Here is a 26,450-nt window from a genome sequence, read left to right on the forward strand (position 1 = left end):
AGGGTGGCGGCCAGCGCGGCGGCGGCGTCCAACGCCAGCGCCAGCGGCGTGCCGCCGCCGCCGGGCAGGCCGGCCAGCGCCCGCTTGGCCCGCACCAGCGAACGGGTGGGCGGCAGCACCAGCTCGGCACTGCTGCCGCGGAAGGCCAGCAGCGCCACCCGGTCGCGCCGCACATAGCAGTCGGCCAGCAGCAGCTCGACCGCGCCTTTGGCCTCGGCCAGCCGGTGCAGCGCCGCCGAGCCCGAGGCATCGACGACGAACAGCGTGGTGGTCTCGCGCCGCTGGGCGCGGCGGCTGATGTGGAAATCCTCCGGTTGCACCAGCACCCGGCGCGGCGGTGCGGCGGCATCGCTGCGCTGCAGCGCGCGCTGGCGCAGCCGCTGCCAGGGCGCGGCGGCACGCAGCGTGGCGATCAGGTCGAGCCGGGCGCCGGCGCGCAGCTCGCCGCGGCGCGCACCCAGCGGCCGGCCGCGCGGCCCGCCGGGCTGCAGCGCGCCCACCTTGCCGGCTGATTGCGCCGGGCTGCGCTGCGGCACACCGGCCTTCAGCTGGGCCAGCAGACCGGCGGGCATGGTGGCCAGCGCGGCTTCCAGCACCACCTCGTCCAGCGCATGGTCCAGGTCGGGCGGCGGGGTGTCGTCGGTGGGCGGGTCGGGCGGCGGCTCGGCGGTGGCATCGGCCTCGGGCGGCGGGGCCGGCGGCTCCGCGGGCGGATCGGCCGCAGGGTCGGCGGGCGGTGGCTCGGGTGGGGCCTGCTCCGGCGCCTCGGCCTCGGGCGGTGCGGGGAAGCGGGTGGCCCGCGGCCCCAGCACCAGGCGGGCGGCCAGCGCCGCATCGTCGGGCTCGACCGTGTCGTGGCCTTGCAGCGCGGCGGCGGCGCAGGCGGCACGCAGGGCCAGCCAGGGTGCGCGCAACGAATCGATGCCCAGCGCCGCGGCGGCGCGGCACAGCGCGGTGGCGGTGCCGGCGCCGCTGGCCACCTGGGGCAGGCGGGCGCGGGCGGCGGCCACCTCGGCGGCGCTGACGGCGAGCAGGGCATCCAGGCTGTCGGCGTCATGGTCGGCCGGCGCGGCGCTGCGCGGGCCGGGGCCGTGGCCGGGCAGGCCGTCGAGCACCAGGTGGAAGGCCAGCCGGTCGGCCAGCGCGGGCGAGGCGCATTCGTCGTCGTCCACGCCCTCGTCCAGCGCCACCAGGCCCAGCCGGGCGGGCTGCTGCAGCGTCAGGCCGTCGCGCTCCATGCGCACCTGGCCGGTGTCCAGCGCGGCGGCCAGGCGGGCCACGGTGCCGGCGCTCAGGCGCTCGGCCATCGCCAGTTCCAGCAAGCCGCCGTGTGCCTCGGCCAGCACGCCACGCTGGGCCACCGGGCGGCCGGCCTGCAGCGTGGCGGCCAGGTCCAGCCCGCCGAGCAGGCGGTCGTCGGCAATGCCCAGGGGCACGCGGCGCACCGGCACGCCGGGCGGCAGGCTGTGGCGCAGCGCCGCCAGCCACAGCGCGCGCTGCGGGCCGGCGCGGGCGCGCAGCAGGGCGCCGCCAAGGCCGACCGGATCCACTGCCAGCAGTGCGGCGGCGGTCAGGGCGTCGGCCCAGCGCAGGTCGGTGTCTGCCTCGGTGTGGGCCTCGGCCTCCGGGCCGGTGGCGGGGGCCACGGTCACGGGTGCACCCTGGGGCCTGCGGCCCGTCCCGCCGAGCGGGATGGAGCCCCTTCGGGCGGCCGGGCGGGGCTCATGCCGCGGGCAGATCCGCCAGCGCCCTCTCGACGCGCACGCTGGAGCCCGCATCGTCCAGCGGGTCGCGCCGCAGCCGGTGGCGCAGCGCCGGCGGGCCGACGCGCTTCACATGCGCCAGCGTCACCGCGTCATCGCCCTCGAACGCGGCCAGCGCGCGGGCGGCGCGCATCACCGTCAGCTCACCGCGCAGACCGTCGGTGCCCAGGGCCATGCACAGGCGGGCGGTGTGTTCCAGCACCGCGTCGCTGACCACCACGCGCGGCAGCAGGGCGCGGCCGGCGACGATGCGCTTGCGGATCTTGGCGTCTTCCTTGGCCCAGGCGGCGGTGAAGGCCACCGGATCGCGCTCGAAGGCATCCCGGCGCTTGACCACCTCGATGCGCGCCGGCAGGTCCTTCGGTGTGCTGACCTCCACGCTCAGGCCGAAGCGGTCGAGCAGCTGCGGCCGCAGCTCGCCTTCTTCCGGGTTGCCGCTGCCCACCAGCACGAAGCGGGCAGGGTGGCGCACGCTCAGGCCTTCACGCTCCACCACGTTCTCGCCCGAGGCGGCCACGTCGATCAGCAGGTCGACCAGGTGGTCTTCCAGCAGGTTGACCTCGTCGATGTAGAGAAAGCCGCGGTGGGCCCGGGCCAGCAGGCCGGGCTCGAAGGCCTTGACGCCATCGGCCAGCGCACGCTGCAGGTCGAGCGCGCCGACGACGCGGTCTTCGGTGGCGCCCAGCGGCAGGTCGACCACCGGCACCGGCACGCTGTGGCTCTTGACGGTGGCCTTGCCCGCCTTGAGCGTGGCGCACTGGTCGCAGGCGCCGGGCGCGGCGGCCGGGTCGCAGTTGTAGCGGCAGCCCACGGTGGCCTTCATCGGCGGCAGCATGGCGGCCAGGGCGCGCACCGCGGTGCTCTTGCCGGTGCCGCGGTCACCGAAGACCAGCACGCCGCCGATGCCGGGGTCGACCGCGGCCACCAGGATGGCGAGCTTCATCTCGTCCTGTCCGACGATGGCTGAGAAGGGAAAGGCGATCGCCATGCGGGGAAACTCCGGGAACGGATGCGGGAAAGCGGGTCAGTGGAAGCTGCGGCTGGCTTCGCCGTCGTCGGCCGCGATGCGGCGGTGCGCCCGCTGCAGCGCCAGCCAGGCGCCCAGCGCCAGCACCGGCACCGCGACGCCGGTGACCAGGTCGGGCGAGATGGGCAGGCCGGCGGCCTTCAGCGCCTTGGCGCCGTAGCCCACCAGGCCGGCCAGGTAGTAGACGATGGCGGCGACCGACAGGCCCTCCACCGTCTGCTGCAGCCGCAGCTGCATCTTGGCGCGGCGCGCGGTGGCGGCCAGCAGGGCCTGGTTCTGGCGCTCGCGGGCGATGTCGACCCGGGTGCTCAGCAGGTTGCTGGCCTGGGCCACACGCTCGCTCAGGTCATGCAGCCGCTGGCTGGCGGTGGCGCAGGTGGCCATGGCCGGGCTGAGGCGCCGGGTCATGAACTCGTCGATGGTCTGCAGGCCCCGGATGCGCACCTCGCGCAGCTCGCCGATGCGGGTGGTGACCAGCGCGTGGTAGGCCCGGCTGGCGCCGAAGCGGGCCTGGCTGGCCGACAGCGCGCTCTCGATCTCGGCCGCCAGGGCCATCAGGTCCTGCAGCAGCTGTTCATCCTGGCCGGGGCCGGCATTGGCGCCGGCGGCGATGCGCTCGGTCAGCGCGGCCAGGGTGCGCTCGATGGCCAGCAGCCGCGGCCACAGGCCGCGCGCCACCGGCAGCGCCAGCAGGGCCATCATGCGGTAGGCCTCGATCTCGAACAGCCGCTGCAGCATGCGGCCGGCCTGGCGCTCGGTCATCTCGCGGTCGAGCAGCAGGAAGCGGGCAAAGCCGTCGGCGTGGATGCTGAAGTCGGTGAAGGCCAGGCCGGCGCCGTCGCCGATGCCCGCGCCCACCACCACGTTGGCGCCGAAGTGCGCGGCCAGCTGGGCCGCCGACGGCGTGCCGCCCGGTCCGTCGCACAGCATGTCGGCCAGGGCCAGCTTGGCATGGGCGGCGAACACTGTCTGCCCCGGCACGCCGGCCAGCCAGCCCGGCGGCAGCAGGCCCACCACCGGCTCGGCAAACGGCTGGCCGCTCAGGCCGGCGGTGAAGAAGGTGTAGCTGGAGAACTCGCCGTGGCGCTCCCACTTAAAGCGCACCGGGCCGCGGTCGGTCGGCAGGTGGCCGGCCCACTGGGTGACGCCGGCGGCCGGCGGTGCCACGCCGCTGCGGCGGCACAGCGCCACGATGTGGTCCATCTCGGCGGCGCGGGCCTCGCCGTCGATGCGCACCGCCACGTAGGTGGCGCGGCTGGGCGCCTGCAGCGGCTCCGGCGGGCGGGCATGCACCTCGGCCGCCAGGATCGCGCGGTCGGGGTGGTCGGGGGGCAGCAGGGGGGTGTCGGGCATCGGCGGGGTGCCGGCAGGGCAGCACGGGCCAGCAGGCGGGAGCTTAAGCCACCACCCGGCCCGGCGCCGTCGCCGGATACCCCGAGTGTCGCGTCAGGTTGACACCAAGGGAAGCCCCACGTAGTTCTCGGCCAGCGCCGTCATCGCCGCCCGGCTGCTGAACAGGTACTCCATCTCGGCGATCTGCATCTTGTGGCCGAACGTGCCGTTCTCGGGGAAGCGGTGCATCAGCGAGGTCATCCACCAGCTGAAGCGCTCGGCCTTCCAGATGCGGGCCAGCGCGCGCTGGCTGTAGTGGTCGATCTCGCCGGCGCGGCCGGCGTAGAAGCCCTGCAGCGCCTGCCACAGGTAGCCCACGTCGCTGGCGGCCAGGTTCAGGCCCTTGGCGCCGGTGGGCGGCACGATGTGGCCGGCATCGCCCACCAGCATCAGCCGGCCGAAGCGCAGCGGCTCGGCCACGAAGCTGCGCAGCGGCGCGATGCTCTTCTCGATCGACGGGCCGGTGACCAGGTTGGCAGCGGTGTCGGCCGGCAGGCGGGCGCGCAACTCGTTCCAGAAGGCGTCGTCGGACCAGTGTTCGACCTTGTCGTCCAGGCTGCACTGCACGTAGTAGCGGCTGCGCACCTTGCTGCGCTGGCTGCACAGCGCGAAGCCGCGGTCGTGGTGCACGTAGATCAGCTCGTCGCTGACCGGCGGCACGTCGGCCAGCACGCCCAGCCAGCCGAAGGGATAGACCTTCTCATGCTGGGTGATGGCACCGGCCGGCACGCTGGCGCGGCAGACGCCGTGGAAGCCGTCGCAGCCGGCGATGAAGTCGGCCTGCACCTCGTGGCGCACGCCGTCCTTGAGGTAGGTGACGCTGGGGTGGGCGCTGTCGAAGCCGTGCACCGCCACCTCGTCCGCCTCGTAGACCGTGGGCAGGCCGGCGGCAGTGCGGGCGGCCATCAGGTCGCGGGTGACCTCGGTCTGGCCGTAGACCATCACCTGCTTGCCGGTGAGGCCGTGCAGGTCGATGCGGTGGCGCTGGCCGCCGAAGCACAACTCCACGCCATCGTGCGGCAGGCCTTCGGCATCCATGCGGCTGGCCACGCCGGCCTCGCGCAGCAGGTCCACCGTGGTCTGCTCCAGCACGCCGGCGCGGATGCGGCCCAGCACGTAGTCACCGCTGCGCTGCTCGATCACGATGTTGGCGATGCCCGACTTGGCGAGCAGCTGGCCGAGCAGCAGGCCCGAGGGGCCGGCGCCGACGATGGCGACCTGGGTTTTCATGCGGAGTCTCCGGGGAGGGTCTTGATGGGCATCAAGCTTAGGGCGGCGTGCACGCCGGCTCAAGGCACGCAGCGATCAAACACTTGCACAATTCGAACATGCGCGTTTCCACCAAGACGGCCGCTGCCATGCCTGCCGCCAGCCCGCTGCCCACGTCACTGCCCACCTATGCGCTGTACGGCGAGGCCGGTCGCACCCAGGCCACCGATTGGCTGCACTGCGAGCGCATCGCCGAGCGCAGCCAGCGCCATGACTGGGAGATCCGCCCACACCGGCATGCGGCGCTGCTTCAAATTCTGCACATCCACCGCGGCACCGCGCAGGCCTGGCTGGACGGCCGCACCCAGCCGCTGGCCGGCCCCTGCGTGCTGCTGCTGCCGGCCCTGGTGCCACATGGCTTCGTCTTCGCGCCCGACATCGACGGCACGGTGGTGACGGTGCTGGAGCAGCACCTGGCCCGCCTGCTGGCCGGCACGCCGGCGCTGGCGGCGCAGCTGGGCCAGGCGCGGCTGTGCCAGCTGGACGACAGCGCACCCGAGGCGGCGGCGCTGCAGGCCGCGGTGGCGCAGCTGCGCGGCGAATTCGGCGCCACCGGCGCCTGGCGCGAGCTGGCGCTGGACGCCGCCCTGCTGCAGCTGGTGGTGCAGCTGGGCCGCCTGCTGCCCGCCCAGGACGGCGATGGCGCCGATGCCGCGCCGACCCGCGCCGGCGCCCGCGCGCTGGACCATGTGCGCCGGTTGCGCACGCTGGTGGAGGCGCGCTTCCGCCAGCAGCCTGGTCTGGCGGCGCTGGCGGCGCAGCTGGGCATCACGCCCACCCAGCTCAACCGGGTGTGCCACCAGGTGCTGGGCCACTCGGCGCTGGGCGTGCTGCACGGCCGCTTGGTGCTGGAGGCCCAGCGCGACCTGGCCTACACCACGCTGTCGGTCAAGCAGATCGCGCTGGGCCTGGGCTTTGCCGATGCCGGCTACTTCAGCCGCTTCTTCCTGCGGCAGACCGGGCACACGCCCAGCGCCTGGCGGGCACTGGCCGCGCGCTAGCCCTGCGGGTGCCGCCGGCGCGTGCGGTCCGTCACGGACTGCGGCCACGGTTCAAGTTCCGGCCGCGGGCTGCCGAAAGTCCAGCCATGCGGGCAGCAGTCCGCCCCCATTGGATCCCTTGCCGGAAGACCACAGGCCATGTCGCAGACGGTTGTCATCGAAGAGTTGCAAGTCGGGATGTTCGTGCACCTCGATCTGGGCTGGTGGGCGCACCCGTTTGCGCTGTCGAGCTTCTTGATCACCAGCCCGGACCAGATCACCACCATCCGCGGCCTGGGCTTGAAGAAGCTGCGCTGGAGCCCCGAGAAGAGCCGCCTGGCCGCCGCGCCGCAGCCGCCGGGTGCGCCTGGCGATGCCGATGCCATCGTGGTGGTGCCGGCGCCGGTGGCCGTGGACGACGGCGCGCCGCCTGTGGCCGCCGATGCGGCACCCGCCGCGGCCGAGGCCACCGCGCCCGCGGCCGTGCCGGGCCCGCGGGCGTGGGCGCTGGATGCGCTGGCGGCGCAGACCGCAGCGCGCGAGCTGTGCGAGAAGCAGTACGGCGAGGCCGGCCGGGCCTGGCACGAGGCCCAGCGCCTGGTGCCGCGTGCACCCGACCAGGCGCGTGAGGTGACCGAGGGCCTGACCCGGTCATTGCTCGACAAGATGATGGTCGACCGCGAGATGTGCGTGCGGGTGATCAGCGACGCCGCCGGCGACCGCGTCTCCGGCCATGCGCTGAACGTGGCGGTGATCGCGCTGCTGATGGGCCGGGTGTTCGGCTTCTCCGAGGACGAGATGCTGGACCTGGGCGTGGGCGCGCTGCTGCATGACGTGGGCAAGCTGGAGCTGCCCGACCGCGTGCGCCATGGCGACCTGCCGCTGAACCCGCGCGAGCAGCAGGCCTACCGCGAGCATGTGACCCTGGGCGTGGCCCTGGGTCTGCGCATGGGCCTGCGCGACGGTGCGCTGCATGTGCTGGCACAGCACCATGAGATGGCCGACGGCAGCGGCTTCCCGGCGCGGCTGAACCTCGACCGCATGGCCATCGGCGCGCGCATCGTCTCGCTGATCAACCGCTACGACAACCTCTGCAACCCGGCCCAGGTGGCCGCGGCGCTGACACCGCACGAGGCGCTGTCGCAGATCTTCGCGCAGAGCCGCACCAAGTACGACGCGACCATGCTCAATGCCTTCATCCGCATGATGGGGGTGTACCCGCCGGGCTCGCTGGTGCAGCTGACCGACGACCGCTACGCCACCGTGGTGAGCTGCAACTCCAGCCGGCCGCTGAAGCCGCGGGTGCTGGTCTGCGACACCAAGGTGCCGGTGGAGGAGGCGCTGCTGCTGAACCTGGACGGCTGTGTCGACCTGGGCATCCGCCGCAGCCTGAAGGCCACCCAGCTGCCGGCCGCGGCCCGCGACTACCTGTCGCCGCGCCAGCGCATGGTGTATTTCTTCGAACCGGTGCTGGCCGATGCTGCCGACACCGTCGAGGCGATGGCCGCGTGAGCCCCGCCCGACCGCTCGAAGGGGCTCACTCCCGCTCGGCGGGACGGGCCGCAGGCCCCAGGGTGCATCAGTGAGCCTGCCCGCCGTCCAAGACGCCCTGACCGGCTGGCGCGCCCTGCTCGATGCGCTGGGCGAGCCGGCCTGGCTGGTCGACGCCCTCAGCCTGCAGGTGCTGGCCGTCAACGCCGAGGCCCTGGCCCTGCTGGGTCTTCCTGCGCCGGCGGTGCTGGGGCAGGGCGCCGACGGCCTGATCGGCACGCCCGAGGACCTGGCCTACTGGGACGAGGCCCGCGCCGCCGCCGCGCAGCCGGCCAGTGCCGGCCCCGGGCCGCTGCTGTCGGACACCGCGCTGGTCGATGCCGCCGGCCGCCTGGTGCAGGTGACCCGGCGCATCCGCGCGCTTGGGCCGGCCGACGGTGCGCCGCAGGCCTACCTGGTGGTGGTGCATGACCGCAGTGCCGCCCAGCGCGAGGCCGACGAGCGCGAGCTGCTGCTGTCGGAACTGCAGGCCACGCTGGAATCCACCGCCGACGGCATCCTGGTCACCGACCTGGCCGGCCGCATCCGCGCCTTCAACCGCCGCTTCGCGCAGATCTGGGGCCTGCCCGAGAGCCTGCTCACCGAGCGCCAGGACGATGCGGTCTACGACTGGATGCGCCGCAGCGTCGTCGATCCCGAGGCCTACACCCGCCGGCTGGCGCAGATCCACGAGGCCACGCTGCTGCAGGCCAGCGAGCGCATCACCCTGCACTCGGGCCAGGTGCTCGAGCGGGTGACCCAGCCGCAGCACAGCCGGGGCCGGCCCTGTGGCCGGGTGTGGTCGTTCCGCGACCACACCGACCTGGTCAGCGCCGGCCAGCGCATCGAGGCGCTGTCGAGCACCGACGCGCTGACCGGGCTGTTCAACCGGCGGCAGATGACCCTGGCCGTCAGCGACGCCATCCGCCAGGCACGGCGCAGCGCCGGCACCCTGGCCCTGCTGCTGCTGGACCTGGACCGCTTCAAGCAGATCAACGACAGCCTGGGCCACGAGGTGGGCGACCGGGTGCTGCTGGACTGCGCCGACCGGCTGAAGACCTGCCTGCGCCAGGGCGACGTGGTGGCCCGCGTCGGCGGCGACCAGTTCGCGCTGCTGGTGCACGAGGCCGACAGCCGCGGCGCCGAAGCCACCGCCCGCCGGGTGCTGGACGCGGTCTCGCATCCCTGCACGGTGGAGAGCCTGACCTTCACGCTGACCTGCAGCGTGGGCGTGGCGCTGTTCCCGGCCGACGGCAGCGATGCCGACATGCTGGTGCGCCACGCCGAATCGGCGATGCAGCGGGCCAAGCAGGGCGGCCGGGCCTGCTTCCGTTTTCACCAGGCCCACCAGGATGCCGACATGCGCCAGCGCATGCGGCTCGACCATGCCATGCGGCAGGCGCTGGCCAGCCAGCGCTTCCGCCTGCACTACCAGCCGCAGCTCGACCTGAAGACCGGTCAGGTGGTCGGTGCCGAGGCGCTGATCCGCTGGCGCGACCCGGAGCTGGGCGAGGTCTCGCCCGGCCAGTTCATCCCGGTGGCCGAGGAGAGCGGCTTCATCATCGCCATCGGCGACTGGGTGCTGGAGCAGGCGGTGCGCCAGGCTGCCCGCTGGCGCGATGCCGGCATGCCGATGCCGGTGTCGGTCAATGTCTCGGCGCTGCAGTTCCAGCAGGCCGACTTCAACGACCGCGTGGCCGCCGTGCTGGGCGAGCACCAGCTGGCCGGCGCGCTGCTGGAGCTGGAGCTGACCGAATCCATCCTGGTGCACGATGCCGACGAGGCGCTGGCCCGGCTGAGCCAGCTGTCGCAGCTGGGCGTGCGCCTGGCCATCGACGACTTCGGCACCGGCTATTCCAGCCTGTCTTACCTGAAGCGCTTCCCGATCGACCGGCTGAAGATCGACCGCAGCTTCGTCAAGGGCCTGCCGGCCGACGAGAGCGACGGCGCCATCGTGCGGGCCATCGTGCAGCTGGCCCAGGCCCTGGCGATGAAGGTGATCGCCGAGGGCGTGGAGACCGAGCCGCAGCGCGCCATGCTGCTGGCCATGGGCTGCGACGAGTTCCAGGGCTTCCTGTACGCGCCGGCGCTGGATGCCTTGAGCTTCGAGGAGCGGGTGCGGCCGCCGCGCAGCCGCCGCCACCGCGCGCGGCTGAGCCTGGTCGTCCGCTGAGTGCTGCCCCCTGGCGGGTGCTGGGTGCACAATCGCCGCTTGCCCTGGCCCGTCCGGGGACGAGGCAGCGATGATCTACAAGTTCAAGAGCAAGGCCAGCGGCGACATCATCATGATGGGCCCCACCGGTGATGCGCTGATGCGTGCCATCGGCCGGGCGCCGGCCCCCAAGGGCATCCTCGAGCCGGCCGACATGCCGGCGGCCATGCTGGCCATCGAGCAGGCGGTGCTGGCCGACGAGGCTGCCCGCGCCGAGGCCGAGCGCGAGGCCGCTGCCCGCGGCGAGCGCCTGGCCCCGCGCGAGGGCGTGGCCCTGCGCCAGCGCCTGTGGCCGATGCTGGACATGCTCAAGCGCGCCGCCGCTGCCGGCGAGCCGGTGGTCTGGGGCGTGTAGTTCCCCTGTTGGAAGTCCCTGATGAAACTCTGGAGCGATGCCTGGAGCAACGGCGAGTCCATCCCGCCGCGGTTCGCCGCCGGTTGCCTGACCGACACCGGCGTGGCCTTTTCGCAGAACCTCAGCCCGCCGCTGGCCTGGAGCGACCTGCCCGCCGGCACCCGCTCGCTGGTGCTGGTGTGCCATGACTTCGACGTGCCCAGCCGCGCCGACGACGTCAACCAGCCCGACCGGGAGGTGCCGGTCGACCTGCCGCGGGTGGACTTCTTCCACTGGCTGCTGGTCGACCTGCCGCCCACCGTCAGCGGCTTTGCCGAAGGCCAGTGGAGCCGCGGTTTCACCGCGCGTGGCAAGCCCGGCCCGGCCACCGACGGCCCTGCGCGCCAGGGCCTGAACGACTACACCGGCTGGTTTGCCGGCGACGCCGCGCACGCCGGCCGTTACTTCGGCTACGACGGCCCGTTCCCGCCGTTCAATGACTCGCTGGTGCACCACTACCTGTTCGCGCTGTATGCGCTCGACGTGCCGCGCCTGGCGGTGGAGGGCGACTTCACCGGCGCCCAGGTGCGCGAGGCGCTGGCCGGCCATGTGCTGGGCGCGGCCACGCTGTCGGGCACGTACACCCTGAACCGACGGCTGCGCACGCCTTGAGTGCGCTGACCCGGCTGGTCGTCATCCGCCACGGCGAGACGGCCTGGAATGCGGCGGGCCGCATGCAGGGCCACCAGGACATCCCGCTCAATGCGCTGGGCCTGCGCCAGGCCGCCGCGTTGGCCGGCGCCCTGGCCGGCGAGGGCCTGCACCGGGTGGTGGCCAGCGACCTGCAGCGCGCCTGGCAGACCGCGCAGGCCCTGGCCGGCCCACTCGGCCTGCCGCTGCAGGCCGAGCCCGGCCTGCGCGAGCGCTGCTTCGGCCTGCTGGAAGGCCACACCCATGCCGAGATCGAGGCGCGCTGGCCGGTGCAGGCGCGGCGCTGGCGCGAGCGCGACCCGCACTTCGCGCCCGAGGGCGGCGAGAGCCTGGTCAGCTTCCAGGCCCGCTGCCTGGCCGCGGTGGACCGGCTGGCCGCGGCCCATGCGGGTGAAACCATCGCCCTGGTCTGCCATGGCGGCGTGCTCGACGGCCTGTACCGCGCCGCCACCCATGTGGCGCTGGACCACCCGCGCAGCTGGCCGTTGGGCAATGCCAGCATCAACCGGCTGCTGCACACGGCGCAGGGCCTGGCCCTGGTGGGCTGGAACGACAGCGCCCACCTCGACGGCGTGGCCGCCGACGACAGCACGGCCTGAGCCCGCCCCGGCGGCGGGCGCCGCCGGAACTTGAGCGCCGCGCCGGCCCACCGGTGTGCAACTGCGCACAGTTGACGCAACCCGTTACCACGATGCGCCCTTGGGTTGCCTGGCGGACCTGCCGATAACAACGTTGTCGAGGTCCCCCATGCGCCACCTGAACCTGCTCCGTTCCCTGCCTGCCTTGCGGCGGCGTGGCTTCACGCTGGTCGAGCTGATGATCAGCCTCGCCGTCCTGGTGGTGGTGCTGGCGGTGGCCGTGCCGTCGATGCAGGAGTTCACCGCCAACAACCAGCTGGCGGCCACCAAGTCCAGCTTTGCGTCGGCGTTGGCGCTGGCGCGCACCGAGGCGGCCAAGCGCGGCCGCGTGGTGGTGCTGCAGGCGCTGGGCAGCGGGTCCACCGGCAACGAGTTCGCCAACGGCTGGGAGATCGCGGTCGACGACGACGGCAACGGCGACGTGGCCACCAGCGAGACCCGGGTGCGCAAGAGCGCCGTCACGCTGGAGAAGGTCAAGCTGGGCGGCGCGCCGGTGGTGTCGTTCCGCGCCACCGGTGCCCTGGTGGGCACCACCGCCCAGGTCTACACGCTGTGCCGGGCCAGCGGCGGCACGCGTGGCTTCACCGTCACCGTCACGCCCAGCGGCGCCACCGACGTGGTCGGCATCAACACCTGCACGCCATGATGCCGCGCCCGCCCGTGCCCGCCGCCCGCCCGCGCCGTTTCCGGCCGCGCGGCATCGCGCTGATGGAGGCGATGATCGCCATCCTGCTGCTGTCCATCGGCGCGCTGGGCTATGCGGCGCTGCAGATGAAGGGCTTGTCGGCCTCCAGCAGCGCCATGTGGCGCAGCAAGGCCAGCCACCTGGCCTACGAGATGGCCGACCGCATGCGGGCCAACCGGGCCGGCGTGGTGGCCGGCGCCTACAACGCGCTGGGCGCACCGGAGACGGTGACCGACTGCGGCGCCGCGGCCGACTGCTCCCCGGTGCGCATGGCCGTGCTGGACCATGGCCAGTGGAACGCCTCCCTGGCCAACGAGCTGCCCGGCGGCAGCGGCGTGGTCTGCCGCGATGCCACACCCGACGACGGCAGCGCCGAGGGCAGTGCCTGCGACGGCGGCGGCACCATGCTGGCGGTCAAGGTCTTCTGGACCGAGCGGGGCGTGACCTCGCGCCTGGTGCTGGCGGTGCGGCCATGATGCGGCGTGGCGCCGTGCGCGGCATGACCCTGGTCGAGCTGATGGTCGGCCTGGCCATCGGCCTGTTCCTGGTGACGGTGGTCAGCACCATGTACCTGGGCAGCCGCAACACCTTCGTCGCGCAGGAATCGGGTTCGCGGCTGCAGGAGAACGGCCGCTTCGCGATGGACACCATCGCCAACGACCTGCGCATGTCGGGCTTCCGCGGCTGCATGCCGGTGGTCCCCACCGGCAACAGCGCGGCACCGCTGGCCGTCGGGCCGATGGACAACACCCTGGTGACGCCGAACGCGCTGCTCTACAACTTCGGCGAGCCGATCTGGGGCTCGCGCAATGGCGGTGGCGGCTGGGCCCCGGCGCTGACCGCCCCGGCCACCAGCCTGGGCGCACTGGCCAGCGGCGACCTGCTGGTGGTGCGCCGTCCCACCGGCGTGGCCTGGTCCCTGGTGGCCGAGATGACCAACCGTGCCGCGGCGCTGACGATCACGCCCACCGCCAACTTCCTGCGTGGTGACCTGCTGATGGTGGCCGACTGTGCCGGCGCATCGATGCTGCAGGCCACCAACGTGGGGCCGGGCGCGGCTGGCTCGATCCAGCATGTGGCCGGCGCCGCCGGCGTGGTGCCCGGCGTGGCCACCAACAGCCTGGCCCGCACGTACTCGAACGACGCCCGCGTCTGGCGCATGCAGACGCGCATCTACTACCTGGCCGACAGTGCGCGCCGCAGCGGCGAGACGGCGCTGTGGCTGTACGTCAGCCCCACCTACGACGGCGAGCCGCAGACCAGCGAGCTGGTGTCGGGCGTGGAGCGCATGGCCGTGACCTACGGTGTCGACAACGACGGCCTGGACGGCGCCGGCAACCTGTCGGCCAACCGCTTCTTCAACGCCAGCCAGGTGACCGACTGGGGCCAGGTGGTCAGCGCCCGGGTGGAACTGGTGCTGGTGGGCGCCAGCGAGAGCCCGTCGACCGCACCGCAGCCCTATGTCTTCGCCGGGGTGACCATGACGCCGACCGACCGCAAGCTGCGCACCGTGGTCTCCACCCTGGTCTCGCTGCGCAACACCGTGCCATGAGCCGCCCCGTCCGCACCCCCCTCGGCAACGGCCCGGCGCAGGGTTTCTCGCTGATCGCCATCCTGCTGATGATGGTGGCGCTGGCCATGCTGGCGCTGGGCTCGATGAACAGCAGCATCCTGCAGGAGCGCATGGTGGGCAACGCACGCGACCGCCAGGTGGCGTTGCAGGCGGCCGAGGCCGCCATCCGCGACGCCGAGATCGACATCGAGCTGAACCTGAATGCCGCTGTCGGCTTTGCCGTGGGCTGCAACAACGGCCTGTGCATCTCGCCATCGGACACCGCCGACAGTCCGCTGTCCAAGCCCTTGTGGCAGGACATCGACTGGAAGACCACGCGCAGCTACGGCAGCCGCACCGGCGCGCCGGCGCTGCTGGGCCCGAACAACGAGGCACTGTCGGCGCAGCCGCGCTACTTCGTCGAGAACCTGCCCGTGCTGCCGCCCATGCCGGGCGAGAGCGCGGCCATCGGCGGCGGGGCCACCCCCGCGCCTCGTGCCCGGGCCTACCGCATCACGGTGCGGGCCTCCGGGATCCGGCCCACCACGGTCGTGATGCTTCAATCGGTCTACGTCAAGCAATGAAACAAGCCATGTCCAAGGTGGCGCTGCACGGCGCCCTGGTTGCCGCCGCCGGCGCCGCTGCGCTGCTGGCTTCACCGCCGGTGCTGGCCCAGGCGCTGAACTTTGCCCAGGCGCCGCTGTTCCTGGGCACCACGGTCAAGCCCAACGTGCTGGTGGTCTACGACAACTCGCAGTCGATGGACGGCACCATGGCCGGCCGGCTGATCGCCGGGGACGATGCCAACACCCGGGGCAACATCGCCCGCTCGGTGTTGCGCGACACCATCACCGCCTACCGCAGTGCGTTCCAGTGGGGGCTGTCCAGCTTCGCGCTGCGCAGCTCGGGGGTGTACACCACCTATGCCTACTACTTCGGCAGCGATGCTGAGGTGCGCTTCACCAACGACTGCGTCGGCGGCATCTCGGCCAGCAATGCCGGCCTGCGCTGCGTGGCCAACCCGCAGCCGGACAACGGCTTCAACTTCATCACCTACCGCCACAGCGGTGACGACCCGTCGATCAACGATGTGCTCTACACCGGCAACTGGGGCAACCAGCTGTACGGCATCGGCATCAACGGCAGCACCAGCTACCGGGTCTGGTCCAACCACCTGGCCGGCAGCGGCTGGACCAACGTCGACTTCAACAGCGGACCGAACGGCGCCACCTGGAGCTTCACGCCCACCGATGCCGGCTTCCTGCCGGCCACCCCGCCCAACAGCCGCATGTTCTGGCTGCGGCGGGCCTGGGGCTACTACGGCGACATCACCGGCGCCGGCGTGATCAACGAGCCGGTGGCGGCCGATTCCACCACCCACCACAACGCGATGATGGCCCTGTTGGCCACCGAGACCAACAACAACGCCACCACCGAGCTGAAGAACGCCGCCGTCTTCACGCCGCTGGCCGGCGCACTGGGCACGGCGCGCGACTACTTCGCCGGCGCCATCAGCGGCCGCCCGTCGCCGATCAGCCAGAGCTGCCAGAAGAACTTCGTGCTGCTGGCCACCGACGGCAACCCCACCGGACGCACCAACGGCAGCATGTACACGCTGGGCGAGATGGCCAACACCTTCAACGCGGCCACCGGCACCTGGACCTTCGGCACCGCGTCCAACGATGTGTTCACCCGCGTCAGCGCGCTCCGCAGCACCATGCTGGGTGCCACCAAGTACGACGTGCAGAGCTATGTCATCGGCCTGGGCGATTCGGTGGCCAATGCCAGCTCGGTGGCCACGCTCAACCGCATGGCCGAACTCGGCGGCACCAGCACCGCCTACCTGGCCAGCGACCGGGATGCCCTGGCCGAGGCCTTCCGCAAGATCAGCATCGACATCATCTCGCGCACCGCGGCGGCGTCGTCGGTGTCGCTGAATTCGGGGTCGCTGAGCAGTGGCACCAAGGTGTTCCAGGGCCGCTTCAGCAGCGCCGACTGGGCTGGCCAGCTGCTGGCCTTTCCGGTGGGTGGCAGCGGCGAGCCCGGTGACACCCCCGATTGGGACGCGGCCCAGAAGCTGAACGGGCAGCACTGGAGCACCGGCCGCCAGATCCTGACCTACAAGCCATCGGCCGGCCTGGGCAGCCGCGGCGTGCCCTTCCGCTGGCCGGCCAACCCGGCCGCGCCTGCCGCTGGCGAAATCGACGCCGGCATGGTCACTGCGCTGAACAAGAACGGCGCGGGCACGGTCGACAACTTCGGCGCGCAGCGGCTGGAGTTCCTGCGCGGCAACAGCGACCGCGAGGCGCGCAACTGCGCCGCCTGCAGCGCGCCGGTGTTCCGCAACCGTGCGGTGTCGGTGCTGGGCGACATCGTCAACTCGGCACCGGTCTATGTGGGCGGGCCCACCGGCGAGTACCGCGACACGATGGAGTCCACCCGCTACTCCAGCTACGCCAGCGGCCGCTCGGCGCTGACGCCGGTGATCTACGTCGGCGCCAACGACGGCATGCTCCACGCCTTCGACGCCAGCAGCGGCAACGAGCTCTTCGCCTACGTGCCCTGGGCGGTGCGCAACCGGCTGTCGGCGCTGACCACCAACCCCTATGTGCACCTGTTCACCGTCGACGGCTCGCCGTCGGTCGGTGATGTGCACGTGGGCGGCGGCTGGAAGACCATGCTGGTGGCCGGCATGAACGCCGGCGCGCCGGGCCTGTATGCGCTGGACATCTCCAACCCGTCGAACTTCACCGAGGCCAAGGCCAGCCAGGTGGTGCGCTGGGAGATCGGCAGCGAAGACGCCGACGTGGGCCACATCTTCGGCAAGCCCATCCTGGCCAAGATGCGCGATGGCCGCTGGCGTGCCATCGTCGGCAACGGCTACAACAGCAGCAACGGCCGCGCCGTGCTGTTGCTGGTGGACCTGGAGACCGGCGCGGTCAGCCGCATCGACACCAAGGCCGGCACCACCGCCGCTCCCAATGGCCTGTCGGCCGTGACCGTGGTGTCGACCAACGACAACGGCGTGGCCGATGTCATCTACGCCGGCGACCTGGCCGGCAACCTGTGGAAGTTCGACGTCGGCGACACCAGCCCCACCGCCTGGAAGGTGGCCTACGGCACTGTCGCGGCCCCGAAGCCGCTGTTCGCCTCCGCCAGCGGCCAGGCCATCACCGCGCGCCCCGATGTCACCCGCCACCCCAAGGGCGGCTTCATGGTGACGGTGGGCAGCGGCCGCTATGTCGACGTGAACGACAACGCCGCCGGCAGCACCCAGGCCATGTACGGCATCTGGGACAACGGCAGCGAGGTCGCCCTGTCCGACCTGCAGGTGCAGACCGTGGCGCGCACCGCCACCGCCACCAACGGCAAGACCTACCGGCTCAGCACCCACGCCGTGGGCAAGCCGGCCGACACCCTGCTGACCGGCGACGACGCCATCACCCTGTCCGCCTACTACGCCGGCAAGAAGGGCTGGCGCCTGGCGCTGCCCACCAGCGGCGAGCGGGTGGTGACCGAGGCCACGGTGCGCAACGGCCGGCTGGTCATCTCCACGCTGATCCCCAGCACGGCGGCCTGCTCCTTCGGCGGCGACGGCTGGATCATGGAGGTGCAGATCTTCACCGGCAACCGCGCCGCAGCGCTGGACCTGAACGACGACAACGTGGTCGACAGCGCCGACCTGCTGGAGGGCACCGTGCCCTCGGGCGTGCAGGTGGGCGCGGTGCCGGCGGCAGCCACCATCGTGCGCAAGCCGCCGCCGCCACCGGGCGCGGCTGCCGCGCCCTGTGCCGAGTACAAGCTGATCAACACCTCCGAAGGCAAGATCGTGCGGGTGGGCGGCTCCTGCGCCCGCGTGCCGTCGCGCCGCGCATCCTGGGAGCAACTGCAATGACCCCCCTCCATTGCGCGGCATGGGCCGCCGGCGCGCTGCTGGCGGCGCTGGCCGGCACGGCCCAGGCCGTGGTGGTGGCCGGCCCCGGCGGCACCGCCGAGCAGGGCCGCCGCCTCGTCGTGGCCGAGCCGGCGCCCGGCGCCGTGGCGCCGACCCTCGATCTGGTGAGCGCGCGGCTGGATGCGGTGGACCTGGCGGCCGGCAGCGTCACCGTGCGCGGCCAGCGGGTGCCGCTGCATGCCGAGCAGCTGCGCGTGCTGGGCAGCGGCGGCCAGAACCTGGGCCCGCGCGGCCTGCGTGCCGGCCAGGCCGTGCGCCTGGCGCTGGAACCGGCCATGCCGGCCGCCGCCGCATCGGCCGGCAGCCCGGCGCCGGCCCGGCGCATCGTGCTGATCTACATCGACGGCTGACCATGACCCGCCTGCACATCCGCAACCGTGGCTTCACCCTGGTGGAGCTGATGATCGCCCTGGCCGTGGTGGGCCTGCTCTCGGCCATCGCCTACCCCAGCTACCAGCAGCAGGTGGCCAAGGGCCGCCGCACCGACGCCAAGCAGTCGCTGCTGGAGCTGGCGCAGAAGATGGAGCGCTTCTACACCGAGCGCGGCACCTACGCCGGCGCCACGCTGGGCGGCACCGGCCTGTACCCCAACGTGAGCAGCGGCGGCTACTACAGCCTGACGATCGTGACGCAGACGGCCGACGGCTTCAGCGTGCAGGCCACGCCGCGCGGCACCCAGGTGGGCGATGCCTGCGCCAGCTTCCTCTACAACCAGGTCGGTGACCAGACCGTCAGCAGCGACGCCACGCTCAGCGCGGTGAAGTGCTGGCAGTGATGGCAGTGACGGCCGCTCAATCTTCGAACAGGCCGCCCGCTGCCTGCGGAGGTGCCACGCCCAGGTGGCGGTAGGCCGCCAGCGTGGCGATGCGCCCGCGCGGCGTGCGCTGCAGGAAGCCCTGCATGATCAGGTAGGGCTCGATCACGTCCTCGATGGTGCCGGCCTCCTCGCCGATGGCGGCGGCCACGTTGTCCAGCCCCACCGGGCCGCCGTCGAAGCGGTGCACCACGGCTTCCAGCAGCTTGCGGTCCATCAGATCGAAGCCCTCGGGGTCGACATCCAGCATCTGCAGCGCCAGGTCGGCGATGCGGCGGGTGATGACGCCATCTCCCTTGACCTCGGCATAGTCGCGCACCCGGCGCAGCAGGCGGTTGGCGATGCGGGGCGTGCCGCGGCTGCGGCGGGCGATCTCGAAGGCGCCCTCGGCCTGGATCGGCACATTCAGCAGCCCGGCCGAGCGGTACACGATGGTGCCCAGTTCGGCCGGCGTGTAGAACTCCAGCCGCGCCACGATGCCGAAGCGGTCGCGCAGCGGGTTGGTCAGCATGCCGGCGCGGGTGGTGGCGCCCACCAGGGTGAAGGGCTGCAGGTCGAGCTTGATGCTGCGCGCCGCCGGCCCTTCGCCGATCATGATGTCGATCTGGTAGTCCTCCAGCGCCGGGTACAGGATTTCCTCGACGATGGGGCTCAGGCGGTGGATCTCGTCGATGAACAGCACATCGTTCTTCTCGAGATTGGTCAGCAGCGCGGCCAGGTCCTTGGGCTTCTCCAGCACCGGGCCGCTGGTCTGGCGCAGGTTCACGCCCAGCTCGGCGGCGATGATGTGCGACAGCGTGGTCTTGCCCAGCCCCGGCGGGCCGAACAGCAGCACATGGTCCAGCGCCTCCTCGCGCTTGCGCGCCGCGCCGATGAAGATCTCCAGCTGCTCACGCGCCTTGGCCTGGCCGATGTAGTCGGCCAGCAGCTTGGGCCGCAGCGCGCGCTCCAGCGCCTCTTCCTGGGGTGATTGGCGGGCCGCGCTGACCACGCGCGGGCCGGTGGACCCGGGTGGGGCGGCGAAGTCGTCGGTCTGGATGCCCATCCAGTGATTGTGGCGCAGTTCGGCTCAGGCCGGCCTGCCGCCAGGGCTCACTTCGACAGCGCCTTCATCGCCAGCTTGATGCCGTCGGACACGCCCACCTCGGGCGGCAGCAGCTTCAGCGCGGCGGCGGCGTCCTTCTCGCTGTAGCCCAGCGCGATCAGCGCCTGCACGATGTCGGCCTGGGCGTCGCTGGTGATGGTGGCCCCGCCCAGCCCCAGGTCGGGGGCGAGCTTGCCCTTCAGTTCCAGCAGCAGGCGCTCGGCCGTCTTCTTGCCGATGCCCGGCACCTTGACCAGGCGCGCCGCCTGCTGCTGGGCCACGGCCTGCGTCAGCTCTTGCACCGACAGGCCCGACAGCACGCCCAGCGCCATGCGCGGCCCGATGCCGGAGATCTTGATCAGCTGGCGGAAGGTGTTGCGCTCGGCCGCGGTGAGGAAGCCGAACAGCTGCTGCGCGTCCTCGCGCACCACGAAGTGGGTCAGCAGCGTCACCCGCTCGCCCAGCGCGGGCAGGTTGTAGAAGCTGCTCATCGGCACGTCGACCTCGTAGCCGACGCCCTGCACATCGATGAGCACCTGGGGCGGAGTCTTCTCCGCGAGCACGCCTGTCAGCCGTCCGATCATGGACGGCGATTGTCCGCTACCGGCGGAACAGCCCCAGCCGCTGTGCTTCCAGCGCGGCCTCGGCGCGCGAGCTCACGTTGAGCTTGCGGTAGATCTGCTTCACGTAGTCGGCGATGGTGTGCCGGCTCAGGCCCAGCTGCACGCCGATCTCGGGCAGGGTGAAGCCCTTGGCCACGCGCAGCAGCACTTCGCTTTCGCGCTCGGTCAGCGACACGGCGGGCATCGCATTGGTCTGCGGCAGGTTCTGGCTGGCGAAGTACTTGATCACCTTGCGGGCGATCGACGGCGACAGCGGTGGTTCACCCTGGCTGATGCGCTGCAGCTGCTCGGTGATCAGCTCGCGCGACTGCTCCTTCAGGATGTAGCCGTAGGCGCCGGCCTGCAGCGCGGGGAACAGGTGCTCGTCGTCGTCGTGGATGGTGACCACCACGCTCTGCGCCTCGGGCTGCACATCGCGCAGCTTGGCCACCACGTCGGTGCCGCTGCCGTCGGGCAGGCCCAGGTCGCACAGGGCCAGGTCGAAGCGCAGGCTCTGCACCTGCAGCAGCGCATCCTGCACCCGCGAGCACTCGGTGATGCGGGCATGCGGGAAGACCTGCAGCACCAGGCTCTTGAGCCAGGCGCGGATCTCGGGCAGGTCTTCGAGCAGCAGGATGTTGTTCATGGCAAACCAGTCGATCGCGGCACGCAAGCCGCACCCGATCGATGCTAGCAGCGGGCTAGCGCGCCGTGGTGTGCTGTTCCAGCGGCAACGTGAGGCGTATCACGGTTCCATAGCCCGGGCCCGATTCGACCAGGCACTGGCCCTGCAGCTGCTTGGCGCGGCCCTTCATGCTGGCCATGCCGTGGCCCTTGTCCAGCCGGCCGTCCAGCTCGGTGGGGATGCCCTTGCCGTTGTCCTGCACCACCAGCTGGAAGTCGCCGTTGTCGATGGTGCACCGCACGCTGCACTGCGAGGCGCCGCTGTGCTTGATGATGTTGCTCACCGCCTCGCGCAGGATGCGGGTGGTCTGCACATAGGCGCGCGAGGACAGCGTCTGCGGCACCTCGTCGTCCGACGGCGCGCTCCACTCGCCCTGCACGCCTGACTGCTGCAGCCGCATCACCACCTCGGCGCGCCAGTCGCCCAGCGCGTCCAGCAGCTTCACCGGCTTGCCGGTGAGGCCGCGCACCGACAGCCGCATCTCCTCCAGCGCCTCGCGCGCGAGCGTGCTGATGCGCTCGTTGTCGCTGGTGTGCACGATGGTCAGCAGCTTGGCGCCGAGGTCGTCGTGCAGGTCGGCGGCAATGCGCTTGCGCTCGCGGTCGGTCACCTGCTCGACCTTCAGCTCCGACAGCTGGGCGAAGTTGCGCTCGATCTGCGCGGTGGCCTCGCGGATGCGCACTTCCAGCTCGGCGCGGGTCTGTTCGGCGGTCTGGAAGGCGCGGCCGTACTGCTGCACCAGGCGCAGGCCCAGCGCCAGGAAGCCCAGCGCGGGCAGCAACTGCGCCACATGCACCACCCGGTTGTCCAGCCGCCAGCCCAGCGCGATCAGCTCCACCAGCAGCGACACCGCCACCACGCCCAGCAGCGCGGCCATCGGCCACACCAGGCGGCTGCGCTGGCGCCTTGCCTGCACCAGGTAGAACACGGCTGCCGCCAGCGCCTGGGCCGACAGCGCCACGTACCAGACGCCCGAGGCCATGTGCAGCCGCTGCGGCCCCAGCGCCAGCAGCGTGGCCGGCATGAGCAGGCACTGCGCCGGCAGGGCCACGTCCAGCCAGCGCAGGCGGTGGCCGGCATAGCGCATCAGGAACTGTACCGTGGCCAGGGTGATGAAGGCCATCAGCGCGGCCAGCGCCAGCTCGGCCGTGCCGTTGGCCACCGGCAGGTCGCTGGCCCACAGCCGCGCCAGCAGCAGCGACCAGCCCACCATCAGCGCGCCGAAGTAGGCCAGGTAGCTCTGCGTCCGGTTGAACCAGCCCATCACGAACATGAAGCTGCCCATCAGCACCAGGGCGCCGCTCAGCACCTCGGGCAGGCGGATCGCGAACAGCAGCTGCCGCGCATGCCAGGCGGCCACGGTGTCGTAGGCGCCGAAGGCCACCGCCGACAGCCCGCCCGCCCGCTGGCGCGAGCTGACCTCGGCCAGCGGGTAGCCGCGGATGCGCAGCTCCAGCACATTGCCCTGCGGCTGCAGCAGGGCGGCCGGCACGGCCACCATCTGCGGCCGGTGGCACTGGCGGGACACCGGCTCGTCGAAGCGGCCGCCCTCGTGGATCATCTGGCCGTTCAGCCACACCGCCAGCACGCTGCAGGCCCGCTCGACCGCCAGGCCGTAGAGCTGCGCGCTGCCGCCCGCCGGCGCCGGCAGGTCCAGCCGGTAGGCCACCACGCCGTGGGCGGCCGGCCGGCTGGTGGCCCAGTCGTCGGGCAGCTGCACCGGCTGGGCCAGCTGCCAGTCGGGCGTGCCGGCAGTCAGCGGCAGCATGCGGGCCTGGGTCAGCCACTGCACCGGCGCCGCGCCGGCGGTGCCGGCCAGCAGCAACGCCAGGCCGATGGCCCACAGCATGGGCCGCAGCAGGGTCCAGGGCCGGCAGACGGGCAGGGAGGTCACGGGCATGGCGGACGATTGTGCGGGATGCACCGGCGGGCCAATCGGCGGAGAATCCGCGGCCCAGCCCTCCACACCCGCGCCTGCCGGCGGCCACCACCGTGATCCTGCGCCATGTCTTCGAACCCACCGACAACACCCGCCTGGCGCATCTGAGCGGCGCCTTCGATGCGCACCTGCGCAGCATCGAGGCGGCGCTGGCGGTGCGCATCAGCCGGCGCGAGTCGGCCTTCCGGGTCGAAGGCGGCCGCGCCGAGGCCACGCGGGCCCTGGCCCTGCTGCAGAGCCTGTACGAGCGGGCGGCCCGGCCGATCGCGCCCGAGACCCTGCAGCTGGCGCTGGTGGAGGCGCGCAGCGCGCTGGCCGCATCGCCCGCCGCAGCCGGTGCAGATGGCCCGCCGCTGCCGCCCGGCGCCGAGGCGATCAGCCTGCACACCCGGCGCACCGACCTGCGCGGCCGCACGCCCAACCAGGTGCAGTACCTGCACCACATCCTCAGCCACGACATCACCTTCGGCATCGGCCCGGCCGGCACCGGCAAGACCTACCTGGCGGTGGCCTGCGCGGTGGATGCGCTGGAGCGCAGCGGCGTGCAGCGCATCATCCTCACCCGCCCGGCGGTGGAGGCCGGCGAGCGGCTGGGCTTCCTGCCCGGCGACCTGTCGCAGAAGGTCGACCCCTACCTGCGGCCGCTGTACGACGCGCTCTATGACCTGATGGGCTTCGACCGGGTGCAGGCCGCCTTCGAGAAGGGCCTGCTGGAGATCGCGCCGCTGGCCTTCATGCGCGGGCGCACGCTCAACCATGCCTTCGTCATCCTCGACGAGGCGCAGAACACCACGCCGGAGCAGATGAAGATGTTCCTCACCCGCATCGGCTTCGGCAGCCGGGCGGTGGTGACGGGCGACGTGAGCCAGGTCGACCTGCCCAAGGGCAGCGCCAGCGGGCTGATCGACGCGGCAGCGGTGCTGCGGGGCGTGCGGGGCATCGCCTTCAGCCACTTCAGCTCGGCCGACGTGGTGCGCCACCCGCTGGTGGCGCGCATCGTCGAGGCCTATGACGCGGCGGGTGGTGCGGGGAAAAAGCCGTGATCCGCCGCGCCGATCTTCAACTGTCGTTGCAGTTTGCCGACCCCACGCTGCGCCCGCTGCTGCCGCGGCACAGCGTGCAGCGCTGGCTGTGCGCCGCGCTGGACGCGCCGGCCGAGATCACCGTGCGCTTCGTCGCCGACGAGGAAGGCCGGCAGCTGAACCACGACTTCCGTGCCAAGGACCACGCCACCAACGTGCTCACCTTCGACTACCAGCATGCGCCGGTGGTGGTGGCCGACCTGGTGCTGGCCACCGGCGTGCTGCAGCGCGAGGCGGCCGAGCTGGGCCTGCCCGTGGCCGACCATGCCGCCCACCTGCTGGTGCATGGCGCCCTGCATGCGCAGGGGTTGGACCATGAAGACGATGCCGAGGCCGAAGCGATGGAAGCCCGCGAGACCGCGATCTTGCTGGGCCTCGGACTGCACGACCCTTACGCCCGCTGATCAGCCCTGCTTGAGCTTGCGCGCTGCATCCAGCGCGAAGTAGGTCAGCACGCCGTCGGCGCCGGCGCGCTTGAAGGCCAGCAGGCTCTCCATCATCACCGCGTCGCCGTCCAGCCAGCCGTTGGCGGCGGCGGCCTTCAGCATCGCGTACTCGCCGCTCACCTGGTAAGCGAAGGTCGGCACGCGGAATTCATCCTTCACCCGGCGCACGATGTCCAGGTACGGCATGCCGGGCTTGACCATCACCATGTCGGCGCCTTCGGCGATGTCCAGGCCCACTTCGCGCAGTGCCTCGTCGCTGTTGCCGGGGTCCATCTGGTAGGCCTTCTTGTCGCTCTTGCCCAGGTTGGCGGCCGAGCCCACCGCATCGCGGAAGGGGCCGTAGAAGGCGCTGGCGTACTTGGCGCTGTAGGCCATGATGCGGGTGTGGATGTGGCCCGCGCCTTCCAGCGCGCCGCGGATGGCGCCGATGCGGCCGTCCATCATGTCGCTGGGCGCCACGATGTCCACGCCGGCATCGGCCTGCACCAGGGCCTGCTTGGTCAGCACCGCCACGGTGGCGTCGTTCAGGATGTAGCCGGTCTCGTCCAGCAGGCCGTCCTGGCCGTGGCTGGTGAATGGGTCGAGTGCCACGTCGCACAGCACGCCCAGTTGCGGGAAGTTGGCCTTCAGCGCGCGCACCGTGCGCGGCACCAGGCCGTCGGGGTTGGTGGCCTCGCGGCCGTCGGGTGTCTTCAGCGCGGAGTCGATCACCGGGAACAGCGCGATCACCGGCACGCCCAATTGCACGCACTGCTCGGCCAGGCCCATCAGGCGGTCGATCGACAGGCGCTGCACGCCGGGCATGCTGGGCACGTCCTGCACGCGGTCGTGGCCGTCGTGCACGAACACCGGCAGGATCAGGTCGCTGGCATGCAGGTGGTGCTCGCGCACCAGGGCGCGGGTGAAGGCGTCGCGGCGCAGGCGGCGCGGGCGGCTGGCCGGAAAGGCGGGCAGGGGGGGCAGGGCCATGGCGTCAACGCTCCTGTGACAGTGTCGGTTGTGTCATTCTCGGCTGACACGCGGGGGCAGCCGTCGCCAGCATGACACGCGGCGGGAGCGCAGCGCCGGTCCTGCTTGGCGCAGGAGGCCGATCTGCTAATATCGCTACGGGCGGTCGCCGCGAGGTGGCTGCTCCCTGCTTTTCCTCCCTGAGCAGGTGCCTTGGCGTGATGACAGCGACAAGGCTTGCCGCCCCAGCCCTCGTGGCTGGGGTTCTTTTTTGTCCTGCCGCTCAACGAGGCCGTTGGGTGGTCCGGGCCGGCGGCGGCCATCGTGATAATGCACGCATGAGCTCCGCCTACCTGTGGATCCAGGCCTTCCACATCGTCTTCGTCTCCAGCTGGTTCGCCGGGCTGTTCTACCTGCCGCGCATCCTGGTCAACCTGGCGATGGTGCCGCCCGACAGCCATGCCGAGCGGGAGCGCCTGCTGCTGATGGGCCGCAAGCTGTACCGGTTCGCGAACATCCTGATGCTGGTGGCGCTGGCCCTGGGCGCCTGGCTGTGGCTGGGCTACGGCGCCGGGCGCTTCGCCGGCAGCGGCTGGCTGCATGCCAAGCTGGCCCTGGTGGTGGTGGTGATCGGCTACCAGCATGTCTGCCGCGCCCACCTGCGCCGCTTCGAGCAATCGGCCAACCAGCGCAGCCACCGCTGGTTCCGGGTGTTCAACGAGGTGTCGGTGCTGCTGTTCATCGGCATCGTGGTGCTCGCTGTCGTCAAGCCGTTCTAGCGCGGAGCGCCCAGCATTGCGGG

25 protein-coding genes are annotated in these 26,450 nt (G+C 72.1%); 16 read left to right on the forward strand and 9 right to left on the reverse strand.

Features of this window, described 5'->3' with window-relative positions; all coding sequences use genetic code 11:
* The 4 genes from FFT10_RS23785 to pobA all read right to left on the reverse strand — a co-directional run.
* Nucleotides 1–1,652 (reverse strand): magnesium chelatase subunit D (locus tag FFT10_RS23785; protein WP_228027279.1); only part of this gene is annotated, 1,652 nt, incomplete at its 3' end.
* 70 nt (nt 1,653–1,722) lie between these two features.
* Nucleotides 1,723–2,751 carry a magnesium chelatase ATPase subunit I gene (gene bchI / locus FFT10_RS23790; protein ID WP_137735382.1) on the reverse strand — a complete coding sequence of 343 codons (1,029 nt, stop codon included), beginning with the start codon at nt 2,749–2,751 and terminating at the stop codon, nt 1,723–1,725.
* Nucleotides 2,752–2,787: 36 nt separating this feature from the next.
* Nucleotides 2,788–4,143, reverse strand: a complete 1,356-nt coding sequence (locus FFT10_RS23795; protein WP_137735383.1) for a DUF3422 family protein — start codon at nt 4,141–4,143, stop codon at nt 2,788–2,790.
* Between the two features lie 93 nt (nt 4,144–4,236).
* Nucleotides 4,237–5,412 (reverse strand): 4-hydroxybenzoate 3-monooxygenase, encoded by a 1,176-nt coding sequence (pobA, locus tag FFT10_RS23800; RefSeq protein WP_137735384.1) that lies wholly within the window; start codon nt 5,410–5,412, stop codon nt 4,237–4,239.
* A gap of 98 nt (nt 5,413–5,510) precedes the next feature.
* Between pobA and FFT10_RS23805 the strand changes: the two genes are divergently transcribed.
* The 13 genes from FFT10_RS23805 (at nt 5,511) to FFT10_RS23865 (ending at nt 18,823) form a co-directional block, all read left to right on the forward strand.
* On the forward strand, nt 5,511–6,452 hold the full coding sequence (locus FFT10_RS23805; protein ID WP_137735385.1) for a helix-turn-helix domain-containing protein: 942 nt from the start codon (nt 5,511–5,513) through the stop codon (nt 6,450–6,452).
* Nucleotides 6,453–6,590: 138 nt separating this feature from the next.
* On the forward strand, nt 6,591–7,943 hold the full coding sequence (locus FFT10_RS23810) for a cyclic di-GMP phosphodiesterase (RefSeq protein WP_137735386.1): 1,353 nt from the start codon (nt 6,591–6,593) through the stop codon (nt 7,941–7,943).
* 70 nt (nt 7,944–8,013) lie between these two features.
* Nucleotides 8,014–10,134 (forward strand): putative bifunctional diguanylate cyclase/phosphodiesterase, encoded by a 2,121-nt coding sequence (locus tag FFT10_RS23815; protein ID WP_228027280.1) that lies wholly within the window; start codon nt 8,014–8,016, stop codon nt 10,132–10,134.
* 70 nt (nt 10,135–10,204) lie between these two features.
* Nucleotides 10,205–10,528: a DUF1840 domain-containing protein gene (locus tag FFT10_RS23820; protein ID WP_137735388.1), complete on the forward strand. Its 324-nt coding sequence runs from the start codon at nt 10,205–10,207 to the stop codon at nt 10,526–10,528.
* 21 nt (nt 10,529–10,549) lie between these two features.
* The gene (locus tag FFT10_RS23825) at nt 10,550–11,179 is read left to right on the forward strand and encodes a YbhB/YbcL family Raf kinase inhibitor-like protein (RefSeq protein ID WP_137735389.1); all 630 of its coding nucleotides are present in this window, start codon (nt 10,550–10,552) and stop codon (nt 11,177–11,179) included.
* Nucleotides 11,176–11,817, forward strand: coding sequence for a histidine phosphatase family protein (locus FFT10_RS23830; protein ID WP_137735390.1), 642 nt, complete (start codon nt 11,176–11,178; stop codon nt 11,815–11,817). The genes FFT10_RS23825 and FFT10_RS23830 overlap by 4 nt, the downstream gene beginning before the upstream one ends.
* A 148-nt stretch (nt 11,818–11,965) precedes the next feature.
* The gene (locus FFT10_RS23835) at nt 11,966–12,502 is read left to right on the forward strand and encodes a GspH/FimT family pseudopilin (RefSeq protein WP_137735456.1); all 537 of its coding nucleotides are present in this window, start codon (nt 11,966–11,968) and stop codon (nt 12,500–12,502) included.
* Nucleotides 12,499–13,017, forward strand: a complete 519-nt coding sequence (gene pilV / locus FFT10_RS23840) for a type IV pilus modification protein PilV (RefSeq protein ID WP_137735391.1) — start codon at nt 12,499–12,501, stop codon at nt 13,015–13,017. Before FFT10_RS23835 ends, pilV begins: the two co-directional genes overlap by 4 nt.
* Nucleotides 13,014–14,093, forward strand: coding sequence for a PilW family protein (locus FFT10_RS23845; RefSeq protein WP_137735392.1), 1,080 nt, complete (start codon nt 13,014–13,016; stop codon nt 14,091–14,093). The genes pilV and FFT10_RS23845 overlap by 4 nt, the downstream gene beginning before the upstream one ends.
* Nucleotides 14,090–14,677: a pilus assembly PilX family protein gene (locus tag FFT10_RS23850; protein WP_137735393.1), complete on the forward strand. Its 588-nt coding sequence runs from the start codon at nt 14,090–14,092 to the stop codon at nt 14,675–14,677. Before FFT10_RS23845 ends, FFT10_RS23850 begins: the two co-directional genes overlap by 4 nt.
* 8 nt (nt 14,678–14,685) lie before the next feature.
* Nucleotides 14,686–17,988: a pilus assembly protein gene (locus FFT10_RS23855; RefSeq protein WP_162520906.1), complete on the forward strand. Its 3,303-nt coding sequence runs from the start codon at nt 14,686–14,688 to the stop codon at nt 17,986–17,988.
* A complete protein-coding gene (locus FFT10_RS23860; RefSeq protein WP_137735395.1) occupies nt 17,985–18,398 on the forward strand; it encodes a hypothetical protein in 414 nt (137 codons plus the stop codon). Before FFT10_RS23855 ends, FFT10_RS23860 begins: the two co-directional genes overlap by 4 nt.
* Nucleotides 18,399–18,400: 2 nt before the next feature.
* Nucleotides 18,401–18,823, forward strand: a complete 423-nt coding sequence (locus FFT10_RS23865; protein ID WP_137735396.1) for a type IV pilin protein — start codon at nt 18,401–18,403, stop codon at nt 18,821–18,823.
* Between the two features lie 16 nt (nt 18,824–18,839).
* Here the strand turns inward: FFT10_RS23865 and ruvB are convergent, their stop codons facing one another.
* The 4 genes from ruvB to FFT10_RS28670 are packed head-to-tail and all read right to left on the reverse strand — an operon-like array spanning nt 18,840 to nt 23,133.
* Nucleotides 18,840–19,907 carry a Holliday junction branch migration DNA helicase RuvB gene (ruvB, locus tag FFT10_RS23870; protein ID WP_137735397.1) on the reverse strand — a complete coding sequence of 356 codons (1,068 nt, stop codon included), beginning with the start codon at nt 19,905–19,907 and terminating at the stop codon, nt 18,840–18,842.
* A gap of 47 nt (nt 19,908–19,954) precedes the next feature.
* Nucleotides 19,955–20,530 carry a Holliday junction branch migration protein RuvA gene (gene ruvA, locus FFT10_RS23875; RefSeq protein WP_137735398.1) on the reverse strand — a complete coding sequence of 192 codons (576 nt, stop codon included), beginning with the start codon at nt 20,528–20,530 and terminating at the stop codon, nt 19,955–19,957.
* 16 nt (nt 20,531–20,546) lie between these two features.
* Complete coding sequence (locus FFT10_RS23880) at nt 20,547–21,194, reverse strand: response regulator (protein WP_137735399.1); 648 nt, start codon at nt 21,192–21,194, stop codon at nt 20,547–20,549.
* 55 nt (nt 21,195–21,249) lie between these two features.
* Nucleotides 21,250–23,133 carry a sensor histidine kinase gene (locus tag FFT10_RS28670; RefSeq protein WP_137735400.1) on the reverse strand — a complete coding sequence of 628 codons (1,884 nt, stop codon included), beginning with the start codon at nt 23,131–23,133 and terminating at the stop codon, nt 21,250–21,252.
* Nucleotides 23,134–23,225: 92 nt separating this feature from the next.
* Between FFT10_RS28670 and FFT10_RS23890 the strand changes: the two genes are divergently transcribed.
* Both FFT10_RS23890 and ybeY read left to right on the forward strand, forming a co-directional pair.
* Nucleotides 23,226–24,215: a PhoH family protein gene (locus tag FFT10_RS23890; RefSeq protein WP_137735401.1), complete on the forward strand. Its 990-nt coding sequence runs from the start codon at nt 23,226–23,228 to the stop codon at nt 24,213–24,215.
* A complete protein-coding gene (ybeY, locus tag FFT10_RS23895) occupies nt 24,215–24,658 on the forward strand; it encodes an rRNA maturation RNase YbeY (protein ID WP_137735457.1) in 444 nt (147 codons plus the stop codon). The genes FFT10_RS23890 and ybeY overlap by 1 nt, the downstream gene beginning before the upstream one ends.
* Here the strand turns inward: ybeY and hemB are convergent, their stop codons facing one another.
* The gene (gene hemB, locus FFT10_RS23900; protein WP_137735402.1) at nt 24,659–25,669 is read right to left on the reverse strand and encodes a porphobilinogen synthase; all 1,011 of its coding nucleotides are present in this window, start codon (nt 25,667–25,669) and stop codon (nt 24,659–24,661) included. It abuts the gene before it with no gap.
* 317 nt (nt 25,670–25,986) lie between these two features.
* On the opposite strand from hemB, the gene FFT10_RS23905 reads away from it, so the two are divergent.
* On the forward strand, nt 25,987–26,427 hold the full coding sequence (locus tag FFT10_RS23905) for a CopD family protein (protein WP_137735403.1): 441 nt from the start codon (nt 25,987–25,989) through the stop codon (nt 26,425–26,427).
* Nucleotides 26,428–26,450 lie beyond the last annotated feature (23 nt).

It is taken from the genome of Pseudaquabacterium pictum, assembly GCF_005403045.1.
GTDB lineage: Bacteria > Pseudomonadota > Gammaproteobacteria > Burkholderiales > Burkholderiaceae_C > Pseudaquabacterium > Pseudaquabacterium pictum.